This window comes from Ensifer sp. YR511 (genome assembly GCF_900103045.1).
Taxonomy (GTDB): Bacteria; Pseudomonadota; Alphaproteobacteria; order Rhizobiales; family Rhizobiaceae; genus Ensifer; species Ensifer adhaerens.
Genome location: NZ_FNGR01000004.1, coordinates 177,509 through 194,949, shown reverse-complemented (window position 1 = coordinate 194,949; position 17,441 = coordinate 177,509). Strand labels below are relative to the sequence as shown.

Sequence of the window (17,441 nt, the reverse complement as noted above, 5' to 3'; positions counted from 1 at the left end):
TTCCTCATTCAAGCTCCGGTGGAAGTTACGGTGTCGGGCGGCGAATATCGCCCTGGAAGATGAGCTTCCACGCCCAGGCGCCGCTGCGGAGCTCCAGCATGCCTGTGGACAAATATGATGCCGAAACCCGCTGCACACAAGACCCGGCACTCCCGGATTCCGTTGCACTGGACCGATTCAGACCGGCGCAATAGGGATTTACGGTTAACTCGGCCCGGTCAAAGTTCGCGCAGGACCGGCGCCGCCTTCTGCCCGAGAATGCGCCATGTACCGGCAAGTCCGATGCCGACCGTCATCACCAGCGCTGCCACAACCGTCACGATCGCCACGTCGGGCAGGAAGCTCGACGGCAGCGTCATGATGCGGTTGACGACGAACCAGGCGGCGATACCGCCGGCAAACAGCGCAAAAACTGCGGTTGCAAGACCGAGGATCGCGTATTCGTAGCTGAACGCCTTGATCAGCGTCACCCGCGTTGCCCCCAGCGTCTTCAGGACCACCGCATCATGGACGCGCGCCCGGTTGCCGGCCGCAAGCGCGCCGGCCAGCACCAGCACGGAGGCGACGAGCGCCACGGCCGCGGCCGCCCGGATCGCCGTTGCCAGCTGACCGAGCAGCCCATTCACAATGTCGAGAGCGTCCTTCACCCGTACGCTGGTGATCGTCGGATAGGCATTGGTGACGGCCTTCAGGACCGCCGCCTCCTCTTCCGGCGTCGCCGACGGATCGATCACAGTCGCCAGCCAGGCATGCGGCGCGCCGGCAAAGGTGTTCGGCGAGAACACCATGACGAAGTTGATCGACAGCGATTCCCACTCGACATTGCGGAAGTTGGCAATCTTGGCGGTGATGTTGCGGCCGAGCACATTGACGGTGACCGTATCGCCGATCTTCAGGCCGAGTTCGCCGGCCTCCTCGGACGAGAAGGAAACCAGGGGTTCGCCGCTGTAGTCGGCCGGCCACCAGGCACCTTCGGACAGCGTCGAATTCTCCGGCTTGTTCTTGGCGTAGGTGATACCGCGGTCGCCGCGCAGCACCCATTGGCCTGCAGGCGGCACGTTGCGGCTGTTCACGTCCTCACCGTTGAAGGCGGTGATGCGGCCGCGCAGCATCGGCACCTCGATGACCTTGCCCTTCGGGATCGCCTGGTTCAGCACCGAGCGGAAACCTTCAATCTCGCTGCCCTGGATATCGACGAAGAAGAAATTCGGCGCTCGCTCCGCCATGCTTCCGGTGAGTTCGCGGCGCAGATTGCCGTCGATCAGCGCCAGCGTCACCAGAAGCGCCAGACCGAGCCCAAGCGACAGCACCACCGAGGAGGTCAGCGCACCCGGACGGTGAATGTTGCCGATCGCCAGTCTGAGAGCCGGCGAATTGACCCGCGGGCTGCGGCGCGCGAGCCAGGCGATCGCGAGCGCAACGGCCCTGAGCACGATGAAGGCGAAGGCAATCGCGCCGAGGAAGACGAGCGAAATATAGCGGTCGTAAGCCGTAAAGATCGCCAGGCCGGCGAGCGCGGCAAGACACGCGACGGCGCCGAGCAGATAGGGCCAGGCCGGAAAACCCGAGGGATCGAAACCCTGCTGGCGGGAGAGTGCGGTCGCAGGAATGGCGCGCGCCCGTCCGAGCGGCAGGATGGCGAAGGTCAGCGCCGTCAGCACGCCGAACAGGGCGGCAAGCCCGAGCGCGCCCGGATAGAGATGGAAGGCGGTCGAAATCGGCAACAGGTCGGCCAAAAACTGCGCCGCGACAAAGGGGATCAGAGCTCCGAGCGCGAGCCCGATAACGATGCCGATCAAGGCGATCATCAGGATCTGTGCGAGATAGATCATCGCCACCAACGCAGCGGGCGCGCCCAGGCATTTGAAGGTCGCGATCACGCTGCGCTTGGCATCGAGATAGGCGCGCACCGCATTGGCGACGCCGACGCCGCCGACGATGAGCGCCGTCAGGCCGACAAGCGTCAGGAACTGCGAGAAACGCGTGATGTTGGCCGTCAGCGCCGGTGCTGCGTTGCCGCTGGTGCGGATCGACCAGCCGGCTGCCGGCTGGCTTTTCTCCGCCTCGGTGCGAACGGCCGCAACCCCTGCCGGATCGGCGAGCTTCACCTTGTATGTGTGCTCGACGAGGCTTCCGGTCTGCACCAGTCCCGTCGCCGCCAGGGCTTCGTCCGAGACCATCAGGCGGGGCGCGAAGCCGAAGCCGTCGGAAAGCGCATCCGGCTCGCGCGTGATCGTGCCGGCGATCCGGACACGGGCGTTGCCGAGAAGGATTTCGTCTCCGACCTTAACGTCCAGGCGGTCGAGCAGCAGAGGCGCCACGACCGCACCGAAGACGTCGCCGTCGCGTGCGATGAGGTCGTGCAGCGGCCTGTCGGGTTCGCTCTCCAGCGTGCCATAGAGCGGATAGGCCGCTTCGACGGCCTTCAGTTCCACCAGGGCTTGATTGGAACCGTCGGGCAGCCGCGCCATAGATCTCAGGCCAGCGGAAACCGCAACGGTTCCAAGACCATCGAGATAGGCGCGCTCTTCGGTCGTTGCGACACGATTGTTAAGCTCGAAGCGAATATCGCCGGCGAGCAGTTCCTGACCCTGCGATGCGATCGTCGCTGTGATCGATTGCGACAGCGAATTGACGCCGGCAATCGCCGCCGTACCCAGCGCAATGCAGGCGAGGAAGATGTAGAAGCCCTTGAGCCCGCCGCGCATTTCACGCAGCGCCAGCCGCAGGGCAAGCAGCGGCCGCAGCCGTACCGAAGGCGCGCCGATCATGCCGAGGCCGCCTGCTGGACCGGCGCCACGGCCACGGGGTCCGCGGCGCCGCCGGCAACGATCTCGCCCGAGCGCACCCGCACCTGCCGCGCGCAGCGGTCGGCAAGGGCGGCGTCATGGGTCACGAGCACGAGTGTCATGCCGCGGTCACGCTGTTCGGCGAAAAGCAGATCGGCGATCTGCCGTCCGGTTTCAGCGTCGAGGTTGCCGGTTGGTTCGTCGGCGATCAGAAGCTTCGGCGAGGGCGCAAGCGCCCGGGCGATCGCAACGCGCTGCTGCTCGCCGCCCGAGAGCTGGCCGGGATAATGGCTGAGCCGCTCGCCGAGGCCGACGGCGACAAGCTCCTTGCGCGCGATCTCGAAGGCGCCCGACACATTGGCCAGTTCGAGCGGCACGGCGACGTTTTCGAGTGCCGTCATGTTGGGAATGAGGTGGAAGGACTGGAAGACGATGCCGATGTTGCGCCCGCGAAAGTCCGCCACCCGGTCCTCGTCGAGCCGGTGCAGCGGCGTGCCGTCGATGACGATCTCGCCGCGATCCAGCCGCTCGAGCCCGGCAAGCACCATTAGCAAAGTCGACTTGCCTGAACCGGACGGGCCGACGATGCCGACCGATTCTCCGGCATTGATCGTCAGGCTCATGCCTTTCAGCACATGCACCGAGGCGGCCGCCTCGCCCAGCGTCAGATCCGCGTTTTTAAGTTCGATGATGGTGCTGGCCAAGCGAAACAACCCTATATGAAACGAAGTGGGGAACAGAAACGGCATTCGGGATTTAGGAACAGGCCCATGGCATTAAAAGGATTTCAACGGGTTTTCTTGGCACTGATGATGACATTTGCGTTATCATGCACCGCACGCGCCGAGACGATCAGCCTGATCGGGTTCGGCGACAGCCTGATGGCGGGTTATCAGCTCCCGCCGGAGGACGCCTTCCCGGCTCGGCTCGAAAAGGCGCTGAAGGAAAAGGGCTTCGACGTGACGATCGCGAACGCCGGCGTTTCCGGCGACACGAGTTCCGGCGGTCTTGCCCGCATCGACTGGTCGGTGCCGGATGGTACCAATGGCGTGATCCTCGAGCTTGGCGCCAACGACGCGCTGCGCGGCATCGCGCCTGAAGAGACCCGCAAGAACATCGAGGCGATGATCACCCGGCTGAAGGACCGCGGCATCGCCGTGCTGCTCGCCGGCATGATGGCGCCGCCGAACATGGGCGGCGACTACGCCGCCCGCTTCAACCCGATCTATCCGGAACTCGCCAAAAAATATGGGCTGGAACTCTATCCGTTCTTTCTCGACGGCGTGGTGACGGAGGCCAAGCTCAAGCTCGAAGACGGCATGCATCCCAATGGCGACGGCGTCGGCGTCATGGTCGAGAAGGCCCTGCCCGTCGTCGAGCGGTTTCTGGCAACGCTGAACAAGACGGAGTGATGACATCGTCCACAGTTAAGGCAACGTTAATATTCTGAAGCGTCAAATACCAGTTGCGTGCAGATGCGATGCGTGATTCGCTAAGACATCTGCAAGAGATTCGGGGAGCTCGCCATGCCGAGACTATTCACCGCCCTCGAAATTCCGCGCAATGCTGCAATGAGTCTTTCATTGCTGCGCGGAGGTCTTCCCGGAGCTCGCTGGATCGATGTGGAGAACTACCACATCACCCTGCGCTTCATCGGTGACGTCGACTGGCGCACCGCCGACGAGATCATCGACAAGCTCGATCGCATCGAACGTCCTGAATTCCAACTGCAACTGAACGGCACCGGCGCATTCGGCTCGAAGAAGCCGCACTCGGTCTGGGCCGGCGTTACCAACCATCCGGAAATGTATGCGCTGCAGGCCGAAATCGAGCGCATCTGCCAAAGGCTCGGACTGGGGCCGGACCCGCGCAAGTTCACCCCGCACGTGACGCTGGCGCGGCTGCGCTCCAGCCGTGTCGAAGACGTGGTCGAGTACCTCTCGGGGCGCGGCAACTTCATGACCTCGCTCTTCACGGTCTCCCGCTTCGTGCTGCTCTCGTCGCGCGATTCAGTCGGCGGCGGACCGTACCTGACGGAAGAGCTTTTCCCGCTTCACGAGGTGCGTTCGCCGAGCCTTTCGAGCAACGACGAACATCCGGCCTCCAGCATCTGGTAAAGCGCCTCGAAGGCTTCCCGCCCTTCGTAATAGGGATCCGGCACGTCCCGCAGGTCGCCTGACGCATAATCGAGAAAGAGATGCACCTTCTGCGCCGTGCCATCCGGCGCGAGCCTTTTCAGCGTGCGGACATTGTTCTCGTCCATGCCGAGGATGAGGTCGAAATCACTGAAATCTGCCGCCGCCACCTGGCGTCCGCGCAGTGTAGAAATATCGATGCCGTGCCGCCGCGCCGTCTCTATCGATCGCCGGTCCGGCGGATCGCCGATATGCCAGGCGCCGGTTCCGGCCGAATCGATCTCCAGCGCTACAGCCAATCCCTCTTGCTTCGCCAATGCGCGCAACACGCCCTCGGCAAGCGGCGACCGGCAGATGTTGCCGAGACAAACGAAAAGAACTCTGACCGGTTTCATGCTATTCAGATTCGAAGGCTGGAGACAGTTGACGCTTATACGCGACAGCTCGGGCTTCGAACAGGCGCATGGGAGGAGACAAGCGATGGCAGCGGAGAGACTGGACGAGGCGACGATTGCCGACAACCTTCACAAGATGGAAGGGTGGGTGCGGGCCGAAGACGGCAACTCGATCTGGAAGGCGTTCCGCTTCAAGAACTTCGTCGAGGCCTTCGGCTTCATGACCGAATGCGCGATCGTCGCCGAGAAGCTCAACCATCACCCGGAATGGTTCAACGTCTACAATCGCGTCGACGTGACGCTGACGACCCATGACGCCGGCGGATTGAGCGAACTCGACTTCAAGCTGGCGGCGCGCATGGACAAGGCAGCGTCAGGCCGCATGCCCGATCATTTGAAATAGGACGCGGAATTCCCATATTGAAAGCGCCGGAGCGCCGCGCGTTCACGAGAACGCCTGGCGGCCGAGAATATAGCGGAAGCGGGACGATGGACGACATCAAGATTGGTGAAATTCTCTTGCCTGGCGAAGAATCCGAGCAGGAGCGGCGGGAAAAGCGCGTGAAGCGCCGCTTCTGGCCGACCTTTCGCCGAGCTGCCCGCCAGATCCCATTCAGCCGCGACCTGGTTGCCGCCTATTACTGCGCCATCGATCCGAAGACCCCGACACGCACCCGCGGCATCCTGCTTGCAGCCCTCGCCTATTTCGTGCTGCCGATCGATATCATCCCCGACGTGCTGGCCGTCGTCGGCTTCTCCGATGACGTTGCCGTCTTGACCGCGGCCTTTGCTGCCATCAGCGGGCAGATCAAGGAAACGCACTATACCAAGGCCGATGAGACGCTGGCCGATACGCCGGAGAGCTGACGTCGGACGCCGCCTGTCCGGTTGTGGCGCCGCATTCCCGCCCGAAAGTCAAACTCTTGCCTAATTCTTTGTGGCATAGATCTGCAAGTGACGCTGGTCGCGCGCTTTGGTGCGGCTGACGCCATGCAATGGCTTGGGGCAGGAAACCTTCTGGAACGGGCATTCCGAGGTAACGCGCATCCTCGATCGAGCCCGGTTCGGCGAAGGCGCGAATCGGCGGTCGAAAGGCACTGTGCGATGGGGCAAACCGCTCCATTTCGGGGCTAAAGCCGCGGTTTTCGGCCACCGTTGACGGTTTGGTAACCTGAATTAAGTCAAAACAAATCAAATCATGACTACGCGTCGCCCGTCTGACCTGTTTCGGGTGATCGAAAAGCAAGAAAAGCGGCAGGACCTCATGTTTGTAAGAAAGATCGCAACCGCAATCGCACTCGTTCTGGCCACCGCCAGCATGGCTGCCGCCCAGTCTCCGACGCGCATCCAGCAGTTCAACGCCTGGGGCGCCTATTCCTACAATGCCGGCGGCGGCAAGGTCTGCTACGTCCTTTCGGTTCCGAAGGAAAAGAGCCCGGCCGGCGTCGACCATGGCGACATCTTCTTCCTCGTTTCCCAGCGCCCCGGCCAGAACATCAGCTACGAGCCTCAGGCAATGATGGGCTATGCGCTGCAGGAGAACTCCAAGGTCAACGTCGTCATCGACGGCCGCACCTTCGTGATGTTCACCAAGGGCAATTCGGCCTGGGTCGAAAATGCTGCCGAAGAGCCGGCACTGGTTGCCGCCATGAAGAACGGCAAGGCCATGTCGGTCAACGCCAAGTCGCGCAAGGGTACCGCGACCTCCTACTCCTACTCGCTCTCGGGCATCTCCGCTGCGCTGAAGCAGATCGAAGCCTGCAAGTAATCGCGAGACCGAAAGTCACGCGTAGGGGCCGGCTGCAAAGCCGGCCTTTTGCGTTCAAGGGGCCTGCCTCGTGACTCCCGGCCAAAACAATGCTAAAGGGCGGCCAACTTGAGAGCCTCCGCGCCCCGATAGGCCGCTTTCGATGGCTCGACCGATTTCAATTCGCGCATCAGGACGATTTCCGGACCCGCTCCCCGGACGGCCTCTCGCCGTATGACAGGACATCATGAGCATGGCAGCCACTGAAATTCTGAACCGGGTGGAAATCGCCAAGGCGCCGCAGGTGCGCGCAGCCGTAGAGGCGGAAAAGCCGTCGCTGATCGGACTTCTGCGCGAGGACATGGCCAAGGCACTGGTCGAAAAGGGCGTGCCGGAACGCCAGGTCAAGATGCGCGTCAGCCAGCTCTGGCACTGGCTCTACGTGCGTGGCGTCTCCGACTTCGATCACATGACGAACGTGTCCAAGGACATGCGCGAGATGCTGAAGCAGCATTTCACCATCGCGCGCCCGGAGATCGTCGAGGAACAGATTTCCGGCGACGGCACCCGCAAGTGGCTGTTGCGCTTCCCGGCGCGCGGGGCCGGACGACCGGTCGAGATCGAGACCGTCTACATTCCCGAGGAAGGCCGCGGCACGCTCTGCATTTCGAGCCAGGTCGGCTGCACGCTCACCTGCTCCTTCTGTCACACCGGCACCCAGAAGCTGGTGCGCAACCTGACGGCCGAGGAAATCCTCGCGCAGCTGCTGCTTGCCCGCGACCGGCTCGGCGACTTCCCGGAGCGCGACACCCCGCAGGGCGCGATCGTGCCGGCTGAAGGCCGCAAGATCACCAACATCGTGATGATGGGCATGGGCGAGCCGCTCTATAATTTCGAGCAGGTCAAGACCGCCCTTCTGATCGCCTCTGACGGCGAAGGCCTGTCGCTGTCCAAGCGCCGCATCACGCTGTCGACCTCAGGCATCGTGCCGGAAATCTATCGCACCGGCGAAGAGATCGGCGTCATGCTGGCGATCTCGCTGCATGCCGTGCGCGACGACCTGCGCGACATGCTGGTGCCGATCAACAAGAAGTACCCGCTGAAGGAACTGATGGACGCCTGCCGCGCCTATCCCGGCCTTTCCAACGCCCGCCGCATCACCTTCGAATACGTGATGCTGAAGGACGTCAACGACAGCCTCGAAGACGCCAAGCAGTTGGTGAAGCTCCTGAAGGGTGTGCCCGCAAAGATCAACCTCATCCCCTTCAACCCCTGGCCGGGCACCAACTACCAGTGTTCCGACTGGGAGCACATCGAGAAGTTTGCCGACTTCATCAACCAGGCCGGCTACGCCTCGCCGATCCGCACACCACGCGGCCGCGACATCCTTGCCGCCTGCGGCCAGCTGAAGTCGGAATCCGAACGCATGCGCAAGGTCGACCGCCTCGCCTTCGAAGCGATGATGATCGCCAATCACGGCGAAGATTGAGACGAAGCGCCTCCTCGGGTCCTTCGTTCCTCGCCCATCACCCATCGATGAAGAACTTTGATGGGTGATGCAGTTCCTATCGATTGATTTCATGTCATCGGTTTCCTAAGAAAGCGGGACATCAATTGGAGGACAACCCATGCGCTCACTTCTCATCGCCCTTGCCGCCACGGTGGCATTCACCCTGCCCGCCCGTGCCGATGAGGTGACCGTCGCCGTAACCGCGATCGTCGAGCATCCGGCACTCGACGCGGCACGCGACGGCGTGAAGGACGCGCTGACCGCCGCCGGCTACAAGGAAGGCGAGAACCTCAAATTCATCTACGAGTCGGCCCAGGGCAACCCGGCGACCGCCGCGCAGATCGCCCGCCAGTTCGCAGGCGAAGCGCCGAACGTGATCGTTCCGATCTCGACGCCGTCGGCCCAAGCGGTCGTCTCCTCGACCCGCGATATCCCGGTCGTCTTCACCGCCGTTTCCGACCCGGTCGGCGCCCAACTGGTCAAGGACATGGACAAGCCCGGCGGTAACGTCACTGGCCTCTCCGACATGTCGCCGGTTGCCGAACACGTTGCCCTGATCAAGGAAATCCTGCCGAACGCCAAGTCGATCGGCTACCTCTACAATTCCGGCGAAGCCAACTCCGTTTCGCTGCTCGCGGTGCTGAAGACCGAGGCCGAAAAGGCCGGCCTGACCGTCGTCGAGTCCGCCGCGACCAAGTCGGCTGAAGTCCAGGGTGCTGCCCGTGCCCTCGTCGGCCGCGCCGATGCGATTTACGTGCCCACCGACAACACGATCATCTCCGCACTTGAAGGTGCCGTCGCCGTCGCCGAAGAAGCCAAGCTGCCGCTCTTCACCGCCGACACGGACTCGGTTGCCCGCGGCTCGCTCGCAGCCCTCGGCTTCAACTACTACGACGTCGGCAAGCAGACTGGCGAAATCGTCGTTCGCATCCTCAAGGGCGAAAACCCGGGCGATATCGGCGTCAAGGTTGCTGCCGGTTCCGACCTGGTGATCAACAAGAAGGCCGCCGAGAAAATGGGCGTCACCCTTCCGGAAAGTGTCGTAAAGCGCGCAACCCGCGTCGTTGAATAAGGCTTTCGGCCTTTTCAGGTTCAAGTTTGTTGCGTTTTGCCCGCCTCCGTTCCATACGGGGGCGGTTCGCTATGAGGGGCCCGGAACACCGGAGGCCGCTCCAAGTTTCTAAGCCGCACATGCGCCCGGCCGTGCGCCCCATGTGCCAAGCGGGAGCGTCGCGCTCATAAGCACAATCAGGCGCGACAGGTAGAAAAGAGGGTCTGGGGTTGAGTCTAATTGCTTTCTGGGGAGCCGTGGAGCTGGGGCTGGTCTATGCCTTCGTTGCCCTCGGCGTCTTTCTCGCATTCCGGGTTCTCGATTTTCCCGACCTCACGGTCGACGGATCGTTTCCGCTGGGCGCCGCCGTCACCGCGGTGCTGATCATCGCCGGCGTCAATCCGTGGCTTGCCGCCTGCGTGGCGATGGTCGCGGGTGCCGCAGCCGGCATCGTCACGGCGATGCTCAACGTGCGCTTCAAGATCCTCAACCTGCTCGCCTCGATCCTGACGATGATCGCGCTGTTCTCGGTCAACCTGCGCGTCATGGGCAAGCCGAACGTCGCGCTGATCAACGCCGACACGATGCTGTCACCCTTCTACGGCCTCGGCTTGCGCGATTTCTACGTCCGGCCGCTGTTTATCGGCGTGCTCGTGGTCGTCGCCGTCATCATCGTCTGGCGCTTCCTTGAGAGCGATGCCGGCCTTGCGATGCGCGCCACTGGCGCCAATGCCCGCATGGCCCGCGCACAGGGCGTCGACACCAACCGCCAGATCTATCTCGGCATGGCAATCTCCAACGCGCTCGTCGCCTTCGGTGGCGCTTTGTTCGCCCAGACCAACGGCTTTGCCGACGTCACCTCGGGTGTCGGCACCATCGTCGTCGGGCTTGCGGCGGTCATCATCGGCGAGACGCTGCTCGGTGCCCGCGGCATCCTGATTGCGCTGATCGGCTGCGTGCTCGGCTCGATCCTCTACCGCATATCGATCCAGCTGGCGCTGTCGACCGACATGCTCGGCCTGCAGGCCTCCGACCTCAACTTCGTGACCGCGGCACTCGTCACCTTCGCCCTCGTCCTTCCCCGTCTGCGTCGTGGAGGTGCGGCATGATCAGCGTCAACAACATCGAGGTCATCTTCGGCAAGGGCACGCCGCTGCAGAAGCAGGCGCTGAACGGCGTCAGCCTGACGATCGAGCAGGGCTCCTTCGTCACCGTCATTGGCTCCAACGGCGCCGGCAAGTCGACGTTGCTCGGCGTGCTCGCCGGCGACGTGCTGCCGAGTGCCGGCCAGGTGACGATCGGCAAGACAGACGTCAGCCGCAAGGGTACCGCTGCGCGCGCGGGCCTCGTCGCTCGCGTCTTCCAGGATCCGCTGACCGGCAGCTGCGGCGCGCTCTCGATCGAGGAAAACCTGGCGCTTGCTGCCAAACGTGGCGAGGCTCGCGGCCTCACAGCCGCGCTCGGCCCGAAGCGCCGCGAACATTTCCGCGAGCGTATCGCCGAGCTCAACCTCGGCCTTGAAAACCGCATGGGCGACCGCATGGACCTTCTGTCCGGCGGCCAGCGCCAGGCGGTCTCGCTGGTCATGGCGACGCTCGCAGGCTCCGAAGTGCTGCTGCTCGACGAGCATACGGCAGCCCTCGACCCTGGCATGGCCGAGTTCGTGATGAACCTGACGCAGAAGATCGTCTCGGAGCGAAAGCTGACGACGATGATGGTCACCCATTCGATGCGCCAGGCACTCGACTACGGCCACCGCACCATCATGCTCCACGGCGGCGAGATCGTGCTCGACGTCGCCGGCGACAGCCGCAAGGAACTGCAGGTCGAGGACCTGATCGCCATGTTCCGCCGCATCCGCGGCCAGACGCTCGACGACGATGCGCTGCTGATCGGCTGAGTACAGAAGACTAATTCATAACAAGGCCCGGGCATCCAAGATGTCCGGGCTTTTTGTTTTTGTTTACCGAGCCGTCGTCATGAAAATCTTCACCGCAAACACCGAGAAGACGCCGGCGAAGCTGAAATTAAGTGCCCGCATCACGCCCTTATTGCGCTGCAGCCAGGAGGCAAGCCAGTCGGCGGTGAAGACGACCAGCATGTTCACCGGCATGCCGATGGCGATGAAGAACAGGCCGAGGAACAGAAGCTTGCCGGTGACCGAGGGATCATCGGCGCTGACGAACTGCGGCAGGAAGGTCATGAAGAAGATGATGACCTTGGGGTTCAACAGGTTCACCCAGAAGCCGGCCGAGATGTTGGCAAGCGCCTTGCCTTCCGTCGGCTCGACCTTCTGCACCGAAATGCTGGAGCCGAAGCGCATCGCCTGCACCGCAAGCCAGAGCAGGTAGGCGGCACCGCCGGTCTTGAGGATGGTGAATGCGGTTGGCGAGGCGGTGATCAGCGCCGAGATGCCGAACGCGACGAGCAGCGTATGCACGACGATGCCGAAGCTGGTGCCGAGCACGACGAAGAGCGCGGCCTTCTTGCCCTGGGCGAGCGCCCGGCTGATCGAAAGCGTCATGTCCGGACCGGGTGTGGCCGCCAGAAGCAGCGTCGCAGCGGCAAAGGTCAGGAGGGCCGGCAGGCTGGGAATGAAGTCCATCGTCGTTTCCTCGGCACGGGGGTCGCCTCCAGTAATCCTGCGCCTGCGCTTTTGCCAGCGGATTCGCATCGTCAAGCGTTCTAGCGCTTGTATCGCCGCAGGTTCTGGCTAAAGTGCCGCAGATTTGCACGCGGCATCGCCGCCCTCCCCAAGACCAGACGGACGGAAACCATGGCATCGCATAAAGACGTGAAAAAGGTCGTTCTCGCCTATTCGGGCGGTCTCGACACCTCGATCATCCTGAAGTGGCTGCAGACCGAACTCGGCGCGGAAGTCGTCACCTTCACCGCCGACCTCGGCCAGGGCGAAGAGCTCGAGCCGGCCCGCAAGAAGGCCGAAATGCTCGGCATCAAGGAGATCTACATCGAGGACGTCCGCGAGGAATTCGTCAAGGATTTCGTCTTCCCGATGTTCCGCGCCAACGCCGTCTATGAAGGCGTTTACCTGCTCGGCACCTCGATCGCCCGCCCGCTGATCTCCAAGCACCTGATCGATATCGCCAAGAAGACCGGCGCCGACGCGATCGCCCATGGCGCGACCGGCAAGGGCAACGACCAGGTTCGCTTCGAGCTTTCGGCCTATGCGCTGAACCCGGACATCAAGATCATCGCGCCGTGGCGCGACTGGTCGTTCAAGAGCCGCACCGACCTGCTCGAATTCGCCGAGAAGCATCAGATCCCGGTTGCCAAGGACAAGAAGGGCGAAGCGCCGTTCTCCGTCGACGCCAACCTGCTGCACTCCTCCTCCGAGGGCAAGGTTCTCGAAGACCCGGCACTGGAAGCCCCTGAGTACGTGCACATGCGCACGATCTCGCCGGAAGCCGCTCCCGACCAGGCCACCGTCATCAAGATCGGCTTCGAGCGCGGTGACGCCGTCTCGATCAACGGCGTACGCCTGTCGCCGGCAACCCTGCTTGCCAAGCTCAACGAGTACGGCCGCGACAACGGCATCGGCCGTCTCGACCTCGTCGAGAACCGCTTCGTCGGCATGAAGTCGCGCGGCGTCTACGAGACCCCCGGCGGCACCATCCTGCTCTCCGCGCACCGCGCAATCGAGAGCATCACGCTCGACCGCGGCGCCGCCCACCTCAAGGACGAGCTGATGCCGCGCTACGCCGAGCTGATCTATTACGGCTTCTGGTTCTCACCGGAGCGCGAGATGCTGCAGGCCGCAATCGACAAGAGCCAGGAGCATGTCGAAGGCGAAGTGACGTTGAAGCTCTACAAGGGCAACGTCATGGTCATCGGCCGTGAGAGCGACAAGTCGCTCTACTCCGACAAGCTCGTCACCTTCGAGGACGACCAGGGCGCCTACGACCAGAAGGATGCCGCCGGCTTCATCAAGCTCAACGCGCTGCGCCTGCGCACGCTGGCCGCGCGCAACCGCTAAGACGACGCGTTCTGAAAAAAGAAGCCTCCGCGACCCGTTCGCGGAGGCTTTTTCATATGCAGGCCGAAGCGGTATCGATGCCGATGCCGCACCAGATTTCTACTCCGCCGCTTCCGAAAGCGGATCCTTGACCGGCACGGCGAGCGGCTGCGAGCGAACATTGCGGCTATACCAGACATAGCTCAGGATGCAGACGAGGCCGAAGCATGGAATGATCGTGCCGAGCGCCAGCACCGGAGCGCCGACCGCAGCGGCGATCGCGCCACCAAGCAGCCCCGAGCCCATCTGTACGAAACCCATCACTGCCGACGCCGTGCCAGCGATGTCCGGAAACGGCGCCATCGCCGCCGTCATCATATAGGGCATGACGAAGGCGATGCCGAAGGCATAAATCCCGATCGGCAGCATGACCGAGAGGAAGCTCGGCTGCAGAATGTGCATGGTGTAGGCAAGCGCGAGGCTGGCCGCACCGATGAAGACGAGGCCGGCCGGCACCAGCGCCTGCGGCGTGAAACGCCGCATCAGCAGCCGCACCACCACGGTTCCCGAAAAGAAAAGGCCCGACTGCATCAGCATGCCGACGCCGAACTCGGTCGGTGTCAGCCCCACCGCATTGATCAGTACGAAGGGCAGCATGGTCGCCCAGGCATAAAGTGCGCCGACCGCTCCGCCGATCACAAGTGTCGAGGAAACGAAGCGGCTGTCGCTCACCAACCGCCGATAGGCCGCAAGGATGGGCTTCAAGTGGCCCTTGGCCGGATCCGGGGTCGCGGTCTCGGCCATGAAAAACTGCACGGTGAGACAGGCCATGGCGGCAAAGCCGACCATCAGGAAGAAGATCGACTGCCACCCGAAGAGACCGAGCGCCAAGCCGCCAAGCGTCGGGGACACGGCGGGTCCGAGGGCCAGCATCATGCCGATCATGTTCATGATGCGTGCGGCCTCAGTCCCGGTGAACTGGTCGCGCACGATCGCCCGCGCCACGGTCATCCCGACGGAGGCGCCGATGCCCTGCACCAGGCGGCCGGCCAAAAGCACCGCGACGGAAGGCGCAAAGGCCGCCATCAGGCTACCGACGAGGTAGATCGCCATGAAGATCAGCGTCGCGCGGCGGCGACCGATGACATCGGAGAGCGTGCCAGACACCAACTGGGCAAAGGCGAAGCCGGCGAAATAGAGCGACAGCGTCATCTTGATCGCCGCTTCGCTGGAGGAGAAGGCGCGCACCAGTTCAGGCATCGCCGGCGTATACAGCGCCATGGAAACGGGGCCGAGCGCCACCAGGAAGGCACCGATGATGCTTGTGCGCCGCTCGCTCATGCGACGCGTCATTGCGCGGCTCCGACCCGGACTTCGGCCTTCTCCGCTGTCTCCTTACCGGCAAGGCACGGATCGAGCTGACGCAAATTGTCACGCAGGATGCGCAGGTTGGAACAGAGAAGCGCGCGCGCTTCCGAGTCCAGCCCTTCCGTATAGGCATCCATCATTTCGCGAAGACCGGTCATCAGCTCGTTGAACAACGGACCGGCCTTTTCGGTGATGACGACATTCTTGGCGCGGCGATCCGCCGGATCGGGAACGCGGGCGACGAGCCCGTTCGCCTCCAGCCTGTCGAGATAGGCCGACAGCGTCATAGGCTCAATGCCCATGCGTGTGGCGATTTCGGCCTGTTTGATGCCCTCGGTGAGCGCCACCTGGATCAGCGTGCGCGCCTCGCCAGGCGTGATGCCCAGATCCATGGCATTGACCTTGCGGTCGAAGGCCCCGCGCAAGAGGCGCGAGACATCGGTCAGAAGCATTCCAATGGTTTCGGATTCTAGCTTGAAGGGCATCATGATCGTTCACAGGTGATATAATAAGTTTTACTTATCATACCCTGTGAAAACGTTCAACGCGGAAGGCCATCTTTCCCTTGCCAGTTTAACGGTAAAACTCGCAAGGATTCAACGTATTACCTTCGCAATCCCGCGCGGGACCGTCTTTGTTGTGTCTCAGCCCTCAAGCTCCTCGCGCAGCATTTCGAGTTCCAGCCATTCCTCTTCCATGCGAGCGAGGTCGGCACGCAGCTTTTCCAGCTCCTGCGCCAGCTTCGCAAAAGCATTTGGATCTTTTGTGAAAAGATTGGGGTCCGCCATCTTTTCTTCGCGCTTGGCAGCCTCGGCTTCCGCCTTGGCAATCTCTTTCGGCAGGTTTTCGAGCGCGAATTTCTGCTTGTAGGAAAGCTTACCCTTGGCAGCCTTCGGCGCTTCGGCGGCCGGTGCGGCTGCATCGGCCTTGGCCTTTTCCGCCTTCTCGGCCTTGCGCTTCTCCTCGATCGCGCCCTTGCGCTGCGCCATCATGTCGGAATAGCCGCCGGCATACTCGATCCAGCGTCCATCCGGCGCCTCCGGATTGGCCGGCGCAATCGTCGAGGTGACGGTGCGGTCGAGGAAGTCGCGGTCGTGGCTGACGAGGATGACAGTTCCGGCAAAACCGGCGACGATCTCCTGCAAAAGGTCGAGCGTCTCGATGTCGAGATCGTTGGTCGGCTCGTCGAGGATCAGAAGGTTGGTTGCTCGCGCGAGGATGCGCGCCAGCATCAGCCTTGCGCGCTCGCCGCCCGAAAGCTCGCGGATCGGGGTGCGCGCCTGCTCTGGCTGGAACAGGAAGTCCTTCATGTAGCCGGTGACGTGGCGCTGCTCGCCATTGACCAGCAGGTTGTCGCCGCGCCCGTCCGTCAGGTAGTGCGCCAGCGTGTCGTCGAGATTGAGGTCTTCGCGCTTCTGGTCAAGCGTCGCGATTTCGAGATTGGTGCCGAGCTTGACCGTGCCCGTATCCGGCTCGATCTGTCCGGTCAGGATCTTCAGGAGCGTCGTCTTGCCGGCGCCGTTCGGGCCGACCAGACCGATGCGGTCGCCGCGGTGCACGCGGATCGAGAACGGCGCGACGATGGTGCGCTCGCCATAGGCCTTGGTGACCTTCTCCGCCTCGATCACCAGCTTGCCCGATTCCTTGGCGTCGGCGGCCGTCGCCTGTACCGTTCCCTGCGGCCCCTTGTGGCCGCGATAGGTCGCCCGCATGGTCTGCAGCTCACCGAGGCGGCGCATGTTGCGCTTGCGTCGAGCGGTCACGCCGTAGCGCAGCCAATGTTCCTCGCGCTCGATCGCCTTGCCGAGCTTGTGCTGTTCCAGCTCCTCGGCCTCCAGCACCTCGTCACGCCAAGCCTCGAAATGGGCAAAGCCGCGGTCGAGCCGCCGCGACTGGCCACGGTCGAGCCAGACGGTCGCGGTCGAGACCTTCTCCAGGAAGCGCCGGTCGTGCGAGATCAGAACGAGCGCCGAACGGCTGCGGATCAGTTCGTCTTCCAGCCATTCGATCGTCGGCAGATCGAGATGGTTGGTCGGCTCGTCGAGCAGCAGGATATCCGGCTCCGGCGCCATGACACGGGCAAGCGCCGCGCGACGCGCCTCACCGCCCGAAAGGCGCTTCGGGTCTTCCTCGCCGGTCAACCCCAGGTGCTGCAGCAGATAGGCGACGCGATAGGGATCGTCACTCGGGCCGAGTCCTGCCTCGGCATAGGTCTGCACCGTGTCGTAGCCGTCGAAATCCGGCGCCTGGTGCAGATAGCGGATGGTCGCGGAGGGATGGCGGAAGATTTCGCCCGACTGCGCCTCGGCCAGGCCCGCGGCAATCTTCATCAGCGTCGACTTGCCCGAGCCGTTGCGGCCGACCAGACAGATGCGGTCGCCCGGTTCGACTTGAAAATTGGCGCCGGCTAGCAGCGGCGCGCCGCCGAAGGTGAGGAAGATGTCGTCGAGTTTCAGAATGGGAGGCGCCAAGG

Annotated in this window: 17 protein-coding genes; 10 read left to right on the top strand and 7 right to left on the bottom strand. The window is 63.2% G+C overall.

The window, feature by feature from the left end:
• Positions 1–218: 218 nt before the first annotated feature.
• Both BLU15_RS10370 and BLU15_RS10365 read right to left on the bottom strand, forming a co-directional pair.
• Complete coding sequence (locus BLU15_RS10370; RefSeq protein WP_090295246.1) at positions 219–2,771, bottom strand: ABC transporter permease; 2,553 nt, start codon at positions 2,769–2,771, stop codon at positions 219–221.
• Positions 2,768–3,493, bottom strand: a complete 726-nt coding sequence (locus BLU15_RS10365) for an ABC transporter ATP-binding protein (protein WP_090295445.1) — start codon at positions 3,491–3,493, stop codon at positions 2,768–2,770. Before BLU15_RS10365 ends, BLU15_RS10370 begins: the two co-directional genes overlap by 4 nt.
• A 66-nt stretch (positions 3,494–3,559) precedes the next feature.
• Between BLU15_RS10365 and BLU15_RS10360 the strand changes: the two genes are divergently transcribed.
• Together BLU15_RS10360 and thpR are read left to right on the top strand one after the other, a co-directional pair.
• Positions 3,560–4,201: an arylesterase gene (locus BLU15_RS10360; protein ID WP_090295245.1), complete on the top strand. Its 642-nt coding sequence runs from the start codon at positions 3,560–3,562 to the stop codon at positions 4,199–4,201.
• A gap of 114 nt (positions 4,202–4,315) precedes the next feature.
• Positions 4,316–4,906, top strand: a complete 591-nt coding sequence (gene thpR / locus BLU15_RS10355) for an RNA 2',3'-cyclic phosphodiesterase (RefSeq protein ID WP_090295243.1) — start codon at positions 4,316–4,318, stop codon at positions 4,904–4,906.
• On the opposite strand, the gene BLU15_RS10350 is transcribed toward thpR, so the two are convergent.
• The gene (locus BLU15_RS10350) at positions 4,843–5,319 is read right to left on the bottom strand and encodes a low molecular weight protein-tyrosine-phosphatase (RefSeq protein WP_090295240.1); all 477 of its coding nucleotides are present in this window, start codon (positions 5,317–5,319) and stop codon (positions 4,843–4,845) included. The genes thpR and BLU15_RS10350 overlap by 64 nt on opposite strands.
• Before the next feature lie 85 nt (positions 5,320–5,404).
• Here BLU15_RS10350 and BLU15_RS10345 point away from each other — a divergent pair, with 85 nt between their 5' ends.
• The 7 genes from BLU15_RS10345 (at position 5,405) to BLU15_RS10315 (ending at position 11,527) form a co-directional block, all read left to right on the top strand.
• Positions 5,405–5,722 carry a 4a-hydroxytetrahydrobiopterin dehydratase gene (locus BLU15_RS10345; RefSeq protein WP_060611238.1) on the top strand — a complete coding sequence of 106 codons (318 nt, stop codon included), beginning with the start codon at positions 5,405–5,407 and terminating at the stop codon, positions 5,720–5,722.
• An 86-nt stretch (positions 5,723–5,808) separates the two neighbouring features.
• Positions 5,809–6,186: a YkvA family protein gene (locus tag BLU15_RS10340; protein ID WP_034802857.1), complete on the top strand. Its 378-nt coding sequence runs from the start codon at positions 5,809–5,811 to the stop codon at positions 6,184–6,186.
• A 397-nt stretch (positions 6,187–6,583) separates the two neighbouring features.
• Positions 6,584–7,087: an invasion associated locus B family protein gene (locus tag BLU15_RS10335; protein WP_034803141.1), complete on the top strand. Its 504-nt coding sequence runs from the start codon at positions 6,584–6,586 to the stop codon at positions 7,085–7,087.
• Between the two features lie 232 nt (positions 7,088–7,319).
• Positions 7,320–8,555 carry a dual-specificity RNA methyltransferase RlmN gene (gene rlmN / locus BLU15_RS10330; RefSeq protein ID WP_034803143.1) on the top strand — a complete coding sequence of 412 codons (1,236 nt, stop codon included), beginning with the start codon at positions 7,320–7,322 and terminating at the stop codon, positions 8,553–8,555.
• Positions 8,556–8,694: 139 nt separating this feature from the next.
• Positions 8,695–9,648: an ABC transporter substrate-binding protein gene (locus BLU15_RS10325; protein WP_090295239.1), complete on the top strand. Its 954-nt coding sequence runs from the start codon at positions 8,695–8,697 to the stop codon at positions 9,646–9,648.
• Positions 9,649–9,857: 209 nt separating this feature from the next.
• The gene (locus tag BLU15_RS10320) at positions 9,858–10,736 is read left to right on the top strand and encodes an ABC transporter permease (protein WP_090295237.1); all 879 of its coding nucleotides are present in this window, start codon (positions 9,858–9,860) and stop codon (positions 10,734–10,736) included.
• On the top strand, positions 10,733–11,527 hold the full coding sequence (locus tag BLU15_RS10315) for an ABC transporter ATP-binding protein (RefSeq protein ID WP_034802864.1): 795 nt from the start codon (positions 10,733–10,735) through the stop codon (positions 11,525–11,527). The genes BLU15_RS10320 and BLU15_RS10315 overlap by 4 nt, the downstream gene beginning before the upstream one ends.
• Before the next feature lie 63 nt (positions 11,528–11,590).
• Here the strand turns inward: BLU15_RS10315 and BLU15_RS10310 are convergent, their stop codons facing one another.
• Positions 11,591–12,232 carry a LysE family translocator gene (locus BLU15_RS10310; RefSeq protein WP_090295236.1) on the bottom strand — a complete coding sequence of 214 codons (642 nt, stop codon included), beginning with the start codon at positions 12,230–12,232 and terminating at the stop codon, positions 11,591–11,593.
• 171 nt (positions 12,233–12,403) lie between these two features.
• Between BLU15_RS10310 and BLU15_RS10305 the strand changes: the two genes are divergently transcribed.
• Complete coding sequence (locus BLU15_RS10305; protein WP_034802869.1) at positions 12,404–13,621, top strand: argininosuccinate synthase; 1,218 nt, start codon at positions 12,404–12,406, stop codon at positions 13,619–13,621.
• Between the two features lie 99 nt (positions 13,622–13,720).
• On the opposite strand, the gene BLU15_RS10300 is transcribed toward BLU15_RS10305, so the two are convergent.
• From BLU15_RS10300 to BLU15_RS10290, 3 genes are all read right to left on the bottom strand, one after another.
• Positions 13,721–14,953, bottom strand: coding sequence for a multidrug effflux MFS transporter (locus BLU15_RS10300; protein ID WP_060521468.1), 1,233 nt, complete (start codon positions 14,951–14,953; stop codon positions 13,721–13,723).
• On the bottom strand, positions 14,950–15,453 hold the full coding sequence (locus tag BLU15_RS10295; protein ID WP_034803154.1) for a MarR family winged helix-turn-helix transcriptional regulator: 504 nt from the start codon (positions 15,451–15,453) through the stop codon (positions 14,950–14,952). Before BLU15_RS10295 ends, BLU15_RS10300 begins: the two co-directional genes overlap by 4 nt.
• A 159-nt stretch (positions 15,454–15,612) precedes the next feature.
• The gene (locus BLU15_RS10290) at positions 15,613–17,439 is read right to left on the bottom strand and encodes an ABC-F family ATP-binding cassette domain-containing protein (RefSeq protein ID WP_090295234.1); all 1,827 of its coding nucleotides are present in this window, start codon (positions 17,437–17,439) and stop codon (positions 15,613–15,615) included.
• Positions 17,440–17,441: the final 2 nt, after the last annotated feature.